Source organism: Paraburkholderia fungorum (genome assembly GCF_046027605.1).
Classification (GTDB): domain Bacteria; phylum Pseudomonadota; class Gammaproteobacteria; order Burkholderiales; family Burkholderiaceae; genus Paraburkholderia; species Paraburkholderia fungorum_F.
This window is the reverse complement of the sequence record NZ_JAQQEF010000001.1, coordinates 331,325-344,059: the sequence shown is the minus strand read 5'-3', so window position 1 is coordinate 344,059 and position 12,735 is coordinate 331,325. Positions and strand designations below refer to the sequence as shown.

Here is a 12,735-nt window from a genome sequence, read left to right as displayed (position 1 = left end):
CGGCCTCGAAAGGCCGGAAGGCATCAAGCAGAGCAGAGAAGGACGGAGACACAAGATGAGCATCAACTACCAGACGCTGTCGTTCGAGTATCAGCCGTGCCGCGAACAAAGCGAACAACGCCGTGCGGATGAAGCGCCTTATCCCGTGATCGTGGTCGGCGCGGGGCCGGTGGGGCTCGCCACCGCGATCGATATCGCGCAGCAGGGCGTGCCGGTCGTGCTGGTCGACGACGATTGTTCGTTGTCAACCGGTTCGCGGGCGATCTGCTTCTCGAAACGTTCGCTCGATATCTTCGACCGACTGGGTTGTGGGCAGCGCATGGTGGACAAGGGCATCAGCTGGAATGTCGGCAAGGTGTTCCTGAAAGATGAACTGGTGTACACGTTCAATCTGCAGCCGGAAGCGGGCCACAACCGGCCCGCGTTCATCAACCTGCAGCAGTACTACGTCGAAGGCTTTCTGCTCGAACGGGCGCGGGAGATGCCGAATCTCGAGCTCCGCTGGAAGAGCAAAGTGGTCGGCGTGCAGCAGAACGGCACGCCGGGCACTCCCCAAGCCAGTGTGACGCTGACTGTCGATACGCCTGACGGTCAGTATCCGTTGCGCGGCCGCTATGTGGTGGCCGCCGACGGTTCGCGCAGCCCGATGCGCACGCTGATGGGACTCGACAGCAAGGGCGTCACGTTCAAAGACCGCTTCCTGATCGCAGACGTGAAGATGGAAGCGGAGTTCCCGACCGAGCGGTGGTTCTGGTTCGATCCGCCGTTCCATCCGAATCAATCGGTGCTCCTGCATCGTCAGCCGGATAACGTGTGGCGGATCGATTTCCAGTTAGGCTGGGACGCCGATCCCATGCTGGAAAAAACGCCGGAACGTGTGATCCCGCGCGTGCGTGCATTGCTTGGGCCCGACGCGAAGTTTGAGCTGGAATGGGTCAGCGTCTATACATTTTCGTGTTTGCGCATGGAGCGGTTCCGGCACGGCAATGTGTTGTTCGCGGGCGATTCGGCGCATGGCGTGTCGCCGTTTGGCGCACGCGGCGCAAATAGCGGCGTGCAGGACGCGGAAAACCTCGCATGGAAACTGGCGATGGTGCTCGAAGGTCGAGCGTCCGATGCGTTGCTCGACACGTATGCAAGCGAGCGTGAATTCGCCGCGGACGAAAACATCCGCAATTCCACGCGTTCAACCGATTTCATCACGCCGAAGAGTCCGGTTAGCCGCGTGTTTCGCGACGCTGTACTGAAGCTCTCGCGGCACCACCCGTTTGCGCGGCAGTTGACGAATAGTGGCCGCCTGTCGGTGCCGGCGGTGCTGCGTGATTCCCCGCTGAATACATCGGACGGCGACAGCTTCGAAGGGTTGATGGTGCCGGGTGCATCGTGCGTCGATGCGCCGGTTCATGTGGGCGGGCAACCGGCATGGCTGCTTCAGCAGCTCGGCCAGCAATTCACGGGCGTGTTGTTCTGCGGCTCGCAAGCCATCGATCAGGCGACGCTAGCTGCGTTGGATGCCTTGCTTAGCGGTCCGATTCCACTGAAGCTGGTCGTGGTGACGAGTGGCGATGCACAGGCCGCTGCGGCTTCGGATGCAAATGTGGTGCACGACGTCGATGGTCTCGCAACCGCGCGTTATGACGCCAAACCCGGCACGTTCTATTTGATCCGCCCGGACCAGCATGTCTGCGCGCGTCGGCGGCAACTCGATGCGAGCTTTGTGATGGATGCGTTGAAGCGGGCGTTGTGCGTGGAAGAGACGGCCTGAGCGTACCGGCACATGCAGCACATCGGTACAAAAAAATAGCAGGAGACAGTCATGGCATTGAACACGCAACCCAATCTCACGCGCCCCGACGATTTCTACGAGGCGTTGATCGACATGCATCGCGATCTGGACGATGCACAGAGTCAATCGGCCAATGCGCAGCTGATCCTGTTGCTCGCCAACCATATCGGCGATCACGCGACGCTGCTCGAAGCGATGCGGCACGCACGTGAGGGCGTGATTGACGGCATGCCGAAGGACGCGAAGCGCATCTGAAGATCGACTCGGATCGGACGTCATTTCGGGTACAGTCGCGCATATTCCCTTGCGACTGCACGTTCAACATCCGAACCTTCGCGATGTATTCGATCGAACCTATTCCATTGCCGCACGACGGCCCGTCCGACATTTCGTTGTGGCGGGTCGATTTCGCCTTCGACACGCCTTTGGACAATGCAGCCTTCGCGCCGCTCAGCGACGAAGAACGCGCGAGAGCCCAAAGCTTTCGCCGCCACGAAGACGCGTTGCGTTTTGCAACGGTGCGCGCGGCACTGCGCGAACAACTCGCGCGGCGTCTCGGCATCGCCGCATATGCCGTTCGGTTCAATCTCGATACGAACCGCCGTCCTCATCTCGCCAATTCCAGCGCATACGATTTCAACGTCTCCCACGCGGGCGCGCATGGATTGATCGCGATGTCGCCGTGCCGGCGCGTCGGCGTCGATATCGAGCAGTACAGCGATAAATTCGATTGGCGTTCGATTGCGTCGTTGACGCTCGATGCCAGCGAGGCAGCGTGGATCGAGCAGCTAGGCGTCACGCAGCAGATCGCCGCGTTTTACGACGCATGGGTCGCGAAGGAGGCGCTCGTCAAAACCACCGGTGTGGGTATCACGCGCGGTTTGCAGCATCTGACGGTGCTGCCGCGTGATCGCGCCGAGGTGAGGCTGCGCAATCGGATTCCGGATGACATGCGTGAGATTGCAGCGCAGTGGGTGGTGGCACCGCAGGCTTATGCCGCATGCGTGGCATGGTCAATGACCACGTTCCCTCAAGAGATCCAGGGTTGAACGCGGACCGCCTCGCTCGATCCGCCTACCAGGTGGCCAACCGCATCGCCGCGCAGCTCGTCGATGCGTCCGATTTGCGCCACCGGCACGCCACACTATGCAGCGGGCTTGCCAAACACCAACGCCTTCGGCCATCCAAAAGCATGCACGTGCGTGACCGGCTGCGCGAGTGCAACCGCCGCGCGAATCTTGCCCGACATCGGCAGATCGAGCACATGCCACTGGCCATGGTCGGCAAGGTCGAACGCGCTGGCTGTGGCGTCGCTCGACAGCAGACCCGGATCGATATCGACGGGCGCGTAGCGTAACGCGTTGCATAAGCTGCCGTAACGCGCGCGTCGGCGTGAGTCTTGCGGTGTGTCGTCGAGCGCGGCGCCCGGTGACGGGGCGACGACACTCAGACCGAGCGTCGCGGAGGCAACGCCGACGACGATCCAGATCCCGCCGTACGCGATATCGATGGTGATGCCCCGCCCGTCATGCGGATGACGCGCGCGCAACTTCTCATTGCCGTCGCCCTGCAAATCCACGGCGCGCGGGTCGCAGTCGAACAGATTCGCGACGATCCAGCGCGTCACCACGCGGGCGCTGATAAAGCGTTTGCGTAACGCCGAATTCGGATGAAGCCGTGCCCGCTCGCGCTCTGCCTTCGACAGCCACATGTCGCCTTCCTGTACCGCCACCGGCAGCCATTCGCAACGGAATCGCCACAGGTGCAACTCACCCGCGCGCGGCACAGCGACGCTGCGCGGATAGTGGCGAGTCAGCGAATGCGAGACGAATTGCGGCGCGGCCACGCCGACGATAGCGTGTGCGTGTCGAGCAGGTTGATCGGCTTGCAAGCCGTCCGCGTGATTCGTTGCCTGCGAGTCGACGCTGTCACGCACACGCGACAGCGAGACATAAGCGAGTTCCAACGTCATACGCTCGGGTCCTCAATGCATATACGTGACGCGGCGCGCTTGCACGTCGAGTTCGACACCGGCGTCGAGCAGATCGATGGCGAACCAGCGGATCAGCTTCAATACGCCGCTGACGGCCGGCGCCGGCAACCATTCGTTCAGCATGCGCAACGCAGCGCCGCTGTGCGTTTTTTGGAGCAGCGCGATGGTTTGCAGAATCACGGCTTCGTCCTTGCCGAGATCGCTGGCGCAGCGGCATCGCATGTCGAGCGGACGGTACGACACGTGCATCAGCGAACGCATCAGCAGGTCGAAATGTTCAATGCCGTCTTGCCGCAAGCCCACGCCGCTCAGGATGTCGCGCCAGTTCACGCCGCCGCGCGCCGTTTCACATGCCGGCCGCAGCCACGTGCGTACGGCGCTCAGGACCGTGCGGTCGGGCGCGTCGGGGGTGTCCGTGACGTGATCGTCGACCAGTTCGGGACGGCTGCTGTACTGAGAGCGGAAATCCATGGTTGCTCCTGAATGGACACGGTCCAATGAATCGCGCTGGGCGGATCGGCGGAGTGCCGCGTCGCGGGCCAGTGCTTGTCGCTTGCGACGCGAAGGCCCTGACGCAAGGCTTGCGTCAAGGCGTGCTAGCGGGATCATGAAATCGGTGTCTGGTGGGATGGCACGGGCTTCATCATGCGTTAATTTCCTCGTAAATGCAAATCATTCGCATTTACGAGGTCAAACGGCACGGTATTCAACCCGCAACTAACGGTCAACTCCTCGAGGCATCCACAGATATGATGGCGAAATGCCGCAGCAAGGCTGCCGCATCCTTGTTTATCCAAGCTAGCCAATGTCCACGAAATCTTTCGACGCCGCATCGACCGTCACGTCCACCTCAACCTCCGCCGCAGCGGCGCAGCGCCTTCCCACTTTGCTGCTGGCCGCCGGCCTGTCGTTAGGCAGCGCGATCGCGCTGGGTCTTGCGCGCTTCGCGTACGCGCTGCTGTTGCCGTCGATGAAACTCGATCTCGGCTGGAGCTTCGCTCAGGCCGGCGCGATGAATACCGCCAATGCACTGGGCTATTTGCTGGGCGCGCTGGCTTTTCCGCGGCTCGCGCGCCGCTGGTCGGCCGCTGCGTTGTTCGGCGCCGGTTGCGTCGCCACTGCGGGTTTGATGGCCGTCAGCGGTCTGCTTGCCGATACCCATTCGCTACTCGTGTTACGCGTGATTACCGGCGCGAGCAGCGCGGCGGTTTTCATCAGCGGTGGCGTGCTGGCGGCGCGGCTCGCGTCAGCCAGACCATCCGACGCGGGGCTCGTGCTCGGCCTGTATTACGGCGGGACCGGTTGGGGCATCGTCGCTTCATCTGTGCTGGTGCCGCTGACGATTGTCAACGGCGCGCACGGCTGGCAGTTTGCGTGGTTCGCCCTGGCGGCCGCATGCGCCGCGTTCGCCGCCGTCGCGATCGGCGCAGCGAGGAAAATCGAAAGCGTGCACGCGATTGGGGCTTCGACCGCACAGGCAAACGACGCAACCGACGCGCCGCGTTGGCCACGTTTCAGTCCCGCGCTGGCAGGCTATGCACTGTTCGGTGTCGGCTATATCGGCTACATGACGTTCATCGTCGCGCTGCTGCGCAACGCGGGGATGAGCGCGGTGGTGGTAACGGGCTTCTATCTGTTGCTTGGCGTAGCGACCGTTGTATCGGCACGGCTGTGGTGCGGTTTGCTCGACCGGATGCGCGGCGGCCACGCGCTCGCGATCCTCAACGCGTTGCTCGCGGTGGCGACGCTGCTGCCCGCCTGGTTCACGCAACCATGGGTAGCGTTTGTCTCCGGCGTGCTGTTCGGCGCGACGTTTCTCTCGGCCGTCGCGTCGACCACGGCTTTTGTGCGCCACAATTTGCCGGTGAGTCACTGGGCCAAGGGCATCAGCGCCTTCACGATCGTGTTTGCGTTCGGCCAGATCGTCGGGCCGATGGTGATCGGCTGGGTCTCGGATGGCGCCGGTCTTGCACGTGGGCTGGTCTATTCGGCATTGCTGCTTGCGGCTGGCGCGGTGCTGGCCGCTTGCCAGAAGCCCTTGCGCGGAGTCTGAGCCGGCTCAGCGAGGCCCCCGCGAAGCCGTTTTGAATTGTCCCCAGGAATTCCCGGAATACCGGACAACGGGTTTAAGAACGTACACTCACGGCTTGTTCCCCACGCTGAGAGAAGCCGTGCCTGCCATCACCTGCATCGAAGATTTACGCGTACTTGCCCAACAACGCGTGCCGCGCATGTTCTACGACTACGCCGACAGCGGCTCGTGGACCGAAAGTACCTACCGCGCCAATGAAAGCGACTTCCATCGCTTGCAGCTACGCCAACGCGTGGCGGTCAACATGGCCGGCCGCAGTACGCGCACGGAAATGATCGGTCAGGAGGCTGCCATGCCCGTGGCGCTCGCGCCGACGGGGTTGACCGGCATGCAACATGCCGACGGCGAAATCCTCGCGGCGCGCGCGGCGGAGAAGTTCGGCGTGCCGTTCACCTTGTCCACGATGAGCATCTGCTCGATTGAGGACGTGGCCGCCCAGACCAGCAAGCCATTCTGGTTCCAGCTTTATATGATGCGCGACCGTGATTTCATTGTGCGTTTGATCGAGCGCGCTCGCGCGGCGCGGTGCAGCGCCTTGATGCTTACGCTGGACTTGCAGATCCTCGGCCAACGCCACAAGGACATCAAGAACGGCCTGTCGGCGCCCCCCAAATTGACCCCGGCGAACCTCATCAACCTCGCGACCAAGCCGCGCTGGTGCCTCGGCATGCTCGGCACCCGGCGGCGCACCTTCGGCAACATCGTCGGTCATGCGAAGGGCGTGGGCGATCTGTCGTCGCTGAGCTCGTGGACCGCCGAGCAGTTCGATCCGGGGCTGAGCTGGGCCGACGTCGAATGGGTCAAGAAACTGTGGGGCGGCAAACTCATTCTGAAAGGCATCATGGATGTCGAAGACGCGCGCCTTGCCGCCGACAGCGGCGCCGACGCGTTGATCGTCTCCAACCACGGCGGCCGTCAACTCGACGGTGCACCCTCGTCGATCTCGGCGTTGCCCGAGATCGCACGCGAGGTCGGCTCGCGCATCGAAGTGTGGATGGATGGCGGCATCCGCAGCGGTCAGGACGTGCTGAAAGCCGTTGCGCTCGGCGCGAAAGGCACGCTGATCGGCCGCAGCTTCCTCTATGGGCTGGGTGCAATGGGGGAGGCCGGTGTCACGCAGTGCCTGCAGATCATCCAGAAGGAACTGGACATCACCATGGCCTTTTGCGGCCACACTGATATTCGTCAAGTGGACGAGCGGATCCTGCTGCCTGAGAGGCGTTGAAGGCAGACGCCTGGCGGCGGATTCTGGTTACCAAGGCAAGTCGCTTCTACGCTACCTGCGAGGCGCTCGTAGATCTCGAACTAGCTTGTTCCAGGGTCCGCCCGCGGCGATGGCGAACGCTTCACGGCGCTAAATCTGCACCGACGGAATGCTCTTCATGCATCGCAGCGCAAACATCGAGCGGCTGTGACGGATGCCGGCGATCTTGTAGAGCTTCTCGCGTAGAAACCGCTCGTAGCCGGCCGTACCGTCGACGGCCACTTTGACCAGGTAGTCGTACTCGCCCGACACCAGATACGCTTCCAGCACTTCAGTCAACGTTGCCAGTTCGGCACCGAAGCGGGCCAGGGCGTCGTCGTCGTGGCGGTCGAGCGTCACCTCGAGCAGCACCACGTCGGCGAAGCCGAGCTTCTGCTGATCGAGCAACGCGACGTAGCCGCGAATGTACCCCTCGGTTTCCAGTTGACGTGTGCGATTCCAGCACGCGGTGGTCGACATGCCGACCAGTTCGGCGAGCTCGGCGTTGCTCAGGCGCGCGTTCTTCTGCAATTCGCGCATGATCTTCCGGTCCTGGTTGTCGAGTGGGCGATTTCGGGTGGTCATGGCATTCTCGGAAGAATATTCGGATAAATGCCATTCTAGATGAAGATCGTTCTGAAATCGATGAACCGGTAGATTGCTTTAAGAAGCATATCCAGCCTGCGCCCGGGTATATTTTCAGGGTGCATTCGTGCCCGGGACAACCGTCTGGGCCGCCGGCCTCGGGCCTGCGGTCTGACGCGGCCACAAGCTGCCATCCGGTGTCTCGCTGCCTTCACAGGAAGGTGGCACGCGGGCGAATTCCGGCGTTACCCACGCCGGGAGACGCGCTCGCCGGGCATGGAGCATTTTTCCTAGCCGAATGCTTGTTGGCACCTACCGTCCGTACGCTGTCCTCGAACGATCGAATGAGCGCAGTAACGCCGGCAAGGGCAGGTGCGCCGACGCACGAAGGAAGCGGGCGCAAGAAGACACCCATGAGGTGGGTGTCATTGAGACGCGCGGTCGCCGGAACTGGCGGCGCCGCGCGCAATGACCTTCAGGTGAACTGCTTATGTTGCAAAGGATCAGTGGAAAATGAGGTACAGGATGACCAGTACGATCAGCGGGACGCCAAGAAGCCAGCCGAGAAGATAAGGCATGATGTGATCTCCTTTCGTATCGAAGTTTGAATACGATGGTGATTCAGCATCCGGCGTGCCTGACGGTAGTCGCTCACATCCACGCGCCTGCTAAAAAGGCCGAAACCCCCGCACATCAAGGCAGATTCTCCCTCAGCACAATGCTGAACTGCACCGGCTTCACATCACTCATCGCATCACGTTTTTCCCGTACGTTGCGGAAAATCCGCAAACAATTCCCCACCATGGCCTGCGGTGTTTGCGTGATCAATGCATCCATGGTTCCGTCGATCAGCAACGCCCTCGTGTCAGGCGTCAAGCCGTGTCCGACAAACAGAATTTTCTGCTCGGAACGCGCTTCGGCAATTGCGCGAGCGACGCCGTCTGATCCGCCGCCACTGTTGTAAATCCCGGCGAGATCGGGGTGCTGTTCCAGCAGCTTGCGGGTCTGCGCATAATTGCGCTCGCTGTCGTCGTGTCCTTCACGCAGACCAATTACTCTGACCGAAGGGAACGTCGATTCGATCAGATGCAAAAAGCCGATCTCACGTTCCTCATGCCCGCGATAGTTGAGGCTGCCTGCCAGCATCGCGATCTTCCCGCTCGGCCGCGGCCCCATGAAGCGCCCCAGCAGCAATGCCGCCGTGCGCCCCGCTGCGCGATTGTCGATGCCGACGTACGCGAGGCGCCGCGCATTCGACAGATCGGAAATCAATGTAATTGCCGGCACACCCTGATCGGCCAGCGTATTGACCGCATCGCGCACGACGGGATGTTCGAGCGCCATGAACACCACGCCATCCGCGCGCTGGCCGTAATGCAGCAGACGGTCGGCAAGTTCTCTCGGGTTGAAACTCTCGACGTAATGAACGCGGCACTTCATGTCCAACGCGTTCCACTGGTCGTGCGCGAAGTCGATATAGTCGCCGAGCATGTGCAGATAGCGATTGGTGCCGGCAGGCAGCAGGAACGCGATGCGCATCGGTTTTGAAGCGGGCGTGGCGGGCGCCTCCGGTGTCAGCAGATAGCCGAGTTGCGCGGCTGCTTGCAGGACCCGTTGCGCGGTGACGGCGCGTACTCCTTCGCGGCCATTGAGCACGCGATCCACCGTGGCGGTCGAGACCCCGGCGACGCGCGCAATGTCGGGAATGCGCGCCCGTGCTGCGGCGTTGAGGGAAACCGGTTCGGACATAACAGTCCCTTCGCAGAGTGAAGTCCATCAAAAACCATCAAGTTCGCGGTTTGACGCAGTTGCCGCGCACGCCTAGTCTTGCAGCTATCGCACGACGACTGATACGCAGTGACCGGAAATCAACGCAGTGTCAGCAGGTGATGATGGTTTTTGATGGATTCGACAGTCACATCAATTATAAGCAAGGAGACACCCAAATGACCAACCTCGCGAGACGCACGTTGCTGCGTGCCGCTGCCGCCATGCCGGTAGCCGGCGCGCTGGGCTTTCCGGCGATCGTGCGCGCGGCGTCCGGCCCGGAGTTCGTGTTCAAGTACGGCAATAACCTGCCGCTCACGCATCCGTTGAACGTGCGCTCGCAGGAAGCGGCGAACCAGATCAAAGAGGCGTCGAAGGGGCGCATGGAGATCCGGATATTCCCTAACAACCAGCTTGGCGGCGATACCGACATGCTCGCGCAAGTGCGTAGCGGCGGCATCGAGATGTTCACGCCGTCGGCGCTGGTGGTGTCCACGCTCGCGCCGTCGGTGGCGATCAATGCGGTCGGCTTTGCTTTCAGCGATTACAACCAGGTGTGGAGCGCGATGGACGGCAAGCTCGGCGCCTATGTGCGCGCGGCGATGCAGAAGGCCGGGCTCGAGTCGTTTGAAAAGATGTGGGACAACGGTTTTCGTCAGACCACCACCAGCAACGGCCCGATCACGAGCGCGCAGAACATGCATGGTCTGAAGATCCGCGTGCCGGTGAGTCCGCTCAGCATCGACATGTTCAAAGGCCTCGGTGCTTCACCGACGAGTCTGCAATTCAGCGAAGTCTATTCATCGCTGCAAACGCATATCGTCGATGCTCAGGAGAATCCGCTGCCGATCGTGCAGGTCGCGAAACTCTACGAAGTCCAGAAGTATTGTTCGTTGACCAACCACATGTGGGACGGCTACTGGTTCGTCCTGAACCCGCGCGCGTGGCAACGCTTGCCGAAGGATCTGCAAGGCATTGCAAGCGACGCGTTCAATCAAAGCGCGCTGAAACAACGCGATGACGTTCGCAAGCTCAACGAGGCTGCTGTCGCGGACCTGCAAAGCAAGGGCCTCGCGGTCAATCGCCCGGCACCGGACACGTTTCGCGCGGCGCTGCGTCAAGCAGGCTTCTACGCCGAATGGAAGAGCAAGTTCGGCACGCAGGCGTGGGACCTGCTCGAACAATCGGTTGGCAAGCTGGCTTGAGCGTGAGCCTGGAACCCGCTGTGAACCGTGCGCTGTGAGCCGCGCTGTAACTATAAATACGGAGCCCGGCTGTGCGGCACAGCGGTGAGCATGAGACGAAGCGCGGCGAGCGGCCGCGAGGAGGCACCAGCATGTCGAATCACGTATTGAATCCTGCCGAGGCGGCCGTCGCGTTAGACGCGGCGAGCGTGCCGCGCCGCTGGCTGAGAGTCTTTGATCGCGGCTTGATCGCGCTCGTCGAGGTCTGCGCGGCAGCTTTGCTGGCGGTGGAGATCGTCGTGATGCTGGCGGGCGTGATCTGCCGCTACGTGCTGCACCAGCCGCTGGTGTGGTCGGACGAACTCGCGGGGATTCTGTTCCTGTGGCTCGCCATGCTCGGCGCCGTACTCGCGTTGCGGCGCGGCGAGCATATGCGGATGACGGCTTTCGTCAGCCGTCTTTCGCCGGAGCGCCGCGCGTTCGTCGATACCCTGGCGATCGCTGCGTCGATTGCATTGCTCGCGCTGTTGATCGGCCCCGCCTACGACTACGCGTCCGGTGAGGCGGCGATCGTCACACCCGCGCTGGAGATCAGCAACGCGTGGCGCGCGCTCGCGTTGCCGATCGGTGCCGCACTCATGCTGATCGTCGGCCTGATCCGTCTCGCGCAGGTGAGTCGAATGCGCGATGTGCTGATCGTGCTCGGGATTGCCGCCCTGCTAGGCGTGGTGGCGGTGTTCGGCGCCCCGTGGCTCCAGACACTCGGTAAAGTCAATCTGGTGATCTTCTTCGTGGGCGTGGTCGCGATCGGTATTTTTTCGGGCGTACCCATCGGCTTTTCTTTCGCGCTCGCCACGTTCGGCTATCTCGGCCTCTCGACCTTCACGCCGCTCGAAGTGGTGGTCGGCCGCATGGACGAGGGGATGTCGCATCTGGTGTTGCTGGCGGTGCCGCTGTTCGTGTTTCTCGGCTTGCTGATCGAAATGACCGGCATGGCGCGCGCGATGATCGAGTTTCTCGCGAGTCTCGTCGGTCACGTGCACGGCGGTTTGTCGTTCGTGCTGATCGGCGCGATGTATCTGGTGTCGGGCATCTCCGGTTCGAAAGTCGCGGACATGGCGGCCATCGCGCCGGTGCTGTTCCCCGAAATGAAAAAACGCGGCGCCTCGGAAGGCGATCTGGTCGCATTGCTTGCCACCACCGGCGCGCAAAGCGAAACGATCCCACCGAGCATCGTGCTGATTACGATCGGCTCGGTGACCGGCCTGTCGATCTCCGCGCTCTTCACCGCCGGGATGTTGCCGGGCGCGGTGCTCGCGTTGATTCTGTGCGTGGTGGTGTGGTGGCGCTATCGCAAGGAGGACCTGAGCGGTGCGCAGCGCTTCAGCAAGCGGCAGATCGGGCGTCTGTTCCTCGTGTCGCTGCCGGCGCTGGCGTTGCCGTTCGTGATCAGAATGGCGGTGGTCGAAGGCGTGGCCACCGCGACCGAAGTGTCGACCATTGGTATTGCGTATGCGATGGTGATCGGGCTCCTGGTGTACCGGCGCTTCGAATGGAAGCGCCTCGGCCGCATGCTGGTGGATGCGGCGACCTTGTCGGGCGCGATCCTGTTCATCATCGGATGCGCGACGGCTATGGCGTGGGCACTGACGCAATCCGGCTTCTCGCAGGACCTCGCGCAATTGATGGGCTCGATGCCCGGCGGCGCGTATGGTTTTCTGGCGGTCTCGATCGTCGTGTTCGTGATGCTCGGCAGTGTGCTCGAAGGCATCCCCGCCATCGTGCTGTTCGGGCCGCTGCTGTTTCCGATCGCGCGACTCGCCGGCGTCAATGAAGTGCACTACGCGATCGTCGTGATTCTCTCGATGGGCGTGGGTCTGTTCTCGCCGCCGTTCGGCGTTGGCTACTACTCGGCGTGTGCGATCAGTAAGGTCAATCCCGATGCGGGCATTCGTCCGATTGTCGGTTATATGGGCGCTTTGATTGTCGGCCTGATTCTGGTCGCGGCGATTCCCTGGATTTCTATCGGTTTTCTCTAAGGTTTCTTTTAAGTCTCTTCACGGGTTCGATATTCGGGCGCTGCGT

The 12,735-nt window shown here is 62.1% G+C and carries 11 protein-coding genes; 7 read left to right on the top strand and 4 right to left on the bottom strand.

Going from position 1 to position 12,735, the window contains the following annotated elements:
• The first annotated feature begins 55 nt into the window (after window positions 1–55).
• The 3 genes from PQR53_RS01445 (at window position 56) to PQR53_RS01435 (ending at window position 2,835) form a co-directional block, all read left to right on the top strand.
• On the top strand, window positions 56–1,765 hold the full coding sequence (locus PQR53_RS01445) for an FAD-dependent oxidoreductase (protein WP_408450795.1): 1,710 nt from the start codon (window positions 56–58) through the stop codon (window positions 1,763–1,765).
• A 51-nt stretch (window positions 1,766–1,816) separates the two neighbouring features.
• On the top strand, window positions 1,817–2,041 hold the full coding sequence (locus tag PQR53_RS01440) for a DUF2783 domain-containing protein (protein WP_408450794.1): 225 nt from the start codon (window positions 1,817–1,819) through the stop codon (window positions 2,039–2,041).
• Window positions 2,042–2,124: 83 nt separating this feature from the next.
• A complete protein-coding gene (locus PQR53_RS01435; protein ID WP_408450793.1) occupies window positions 2,125–2,835 on the top strand; it encodes a 4'-phosphopantetheinyl transferase family protein in 711 nt (236 codons plus the stop codon).
• Between the two features lie 95 nt (window positions 2,836–2,930).
• Here the strand turns inward: PQR53_RS01435 and PQR53_RS01430 are convergent, their stop codons facing one another.
• Entirely contained in the window at window positions 2,931–3,758 is an 828-nt protein-coding gene (locus tag PQR53_RS01430) for a 4'-phosphopantetheinyl transferase family protein (protein ID WP_408450792.1), read from the bottom strand.
• Between the two features lie 12 nt (window positions 3,759–3,770).
• The gene (locus PQR53_RS01425) at window positions 3,771–4,250 is read right to left on the bottom strand and encodes a hypothetical protein (RefSeq protein WP_408450791.1); all 480 of its coding nucleotides are present in this window, start codon (window positions 4,248–4,250) and stop codon (window positions 3,771–3,773) included.
• 334 nt (window positions 4,251–4,584) lie between these two features.
• Here PQR53_RS01425 and PQR53_RS01420 point away from each other — a divergent pair, with 334 nt between their 5' ends.
• Both PQR53_RS01420 and PQR53_RS01415 read left to right on the top strand, forming a co-directional pair.
• Window positions 4,585–5,832 (top strand): YbfB/YjiJ family MFS transporter, encoded by a 1,248-nt coding sequence (locus tag PQR53_RS01420; protein WP_408450790.1) that lies wholly within the window; start codon window positions 4,585–4,587, stop codon window positions 5,830–5,832.
• Between the two features lie 118 nt (window positions 5,833–5,950).
• A complete protein-coding gene (locus PQR53_RS01415) occupies window positions 5,951–7,096 on the top strand; it encodes an alpha-hydroxy acid oxidase (RefSeq protein WP_408450789.1) in 1,146 nt (381 codons plus the stop codon).
• A gap of 129 nt (window positions 7,097–7,225) precedes the next feature.
• Here PQR53_RS01415 and PQR53_RS01410 read toward each other — a convergent pair whose 3' ends face one another.
• Together PQR53_RS01410 and PQR53_RS01405 are read right to left on the bottom strand one after the other, a co-directional pair.
• Complete coding sequence (locus PQR53_RS01410) at window positions 7,226–7,699, bottom strand: Lrp/AsnC family transcriptional regulator (protein ID WP_179740439.1); 474 nt, start codon at window positions 7,697–7,699, stop codon at window positions 7,226–7,228.
• Between the two features lie 693 nt (window positions 7,700–8,392).
• Complete coding sequence (locus PQR53_RS01405) at window positions 8,393–9,448, bottom strand: LacI family DNA-binding transcriptional regulator (protein ID WP_408450788.1); 1,056 nt, start codon at window positions 9,446–9,448, stop codon at window positions 8,393–8,395.
• 197 nt (window positions 9,449–9,645) lie between these two features.
• Here PQR53_RS01405 and PQR53_RS01400 point away from each other — a divergent pair, with 197 nt between their 5' ends.
• A complete protein-coding gene (locus tag PQR53_RS01400; protein ID WP_408450787.1) occupies window positions 9,646–10,671 on the top strand; it encodes a TRAP transporter substrate-binding protein in 1,026 nt (341 codons plus the stop codon).
• Between the two features lie 131 nt (window positions 10,672–10,802).
• The gene (locus tag PQR53_RS01395; protein WP_408450786.1) at window positions 10,803–12,689 is read left to right on the top strand and encodes a TRAP transporter large permease; all 1,887 of its coding nucleotides are present in this window, start codon (window positions 10,803–10,805) and stop codon (window positions 12,687–12,689) included.
• The last annotated feature ends 46 nt before the right edge of the window (window positions 12,690–12,735 follow it).

Excerpts from the sequence above, each read along its gene's own strand:
- PQR53_RS01445 (WP_408450795.1), top strand. The coding sequence starts at position 56 with ATGAGCATCAACTACCAGACGCTGTCGTTCGAGTATCAGCCGTGCCGC.
- PQR53_RS01410 (WP_179740439.1), bottom strand. The coding sequence starts at position 7,699 with ATGACCACCCGAAATCGCCCACTCGACAACCAGGACCGGAAGATCATG.
- PQR53_RS01435 (WP_408450793.1), top strand. The coding sequence starts at position 2,125 with ATGTATTCGATCGAACCTATTCCATTGCCGCACGACGGCCCGTCCGAC.
- PQR53_RS01440 (WP_408450794.1), top strand. The coding sequence starts at position 1,817 with ATGGCATTGAACACGCAACCCAATCTCACGCGCCCCGACGATTTCTAC.
- PQR53_RS01405 (WP_408450788.1), bottom strand. The coding sequence starts at position 9,448 with ATGTCCGAACCGGTTTCCCTCAACGCCGCAGCACGGGCGCGCATTCCC.
- PQR53_RS01425 (WP_408450791.1), bottom strand. The coding sequence starts at position 4,250 with ATGGATTTCCGCTCTCAGTACAGCAGCCGTCCCGAACTGGTCGACGAT.
- PQR53_RS01400 (WP_408450787.1), top strand. The coding sequence starts at position 9,646 with ATGACCAACCTCGCGAGACGCACGTTGCTGCGTGCCGCTGCCGCCATG.
- PQR53_RS01420 (WP_408450790.1), top strand. The coding sequence starts at position 4,585 with ATGTCCACGAAATCTTTCGACGCCGCATCGACCGTCACGTCCACCTCA.
- PQR53_RS01430 (WP_408450792.1), bottom strand. The coding sequence starts at position 3,758 with ATGACGTTGGAACTCGCTTATGTCTCGCTGTCGCGTGTGCGTGACAGC.
- PQR53_RS01395 (WP_408450786.1), top strand. The coding sequence starts at position 10,803 with ATGTCGAATCACGTATTGAATCCTGCCGAGGCGGCCGTCGCGTTAGAC.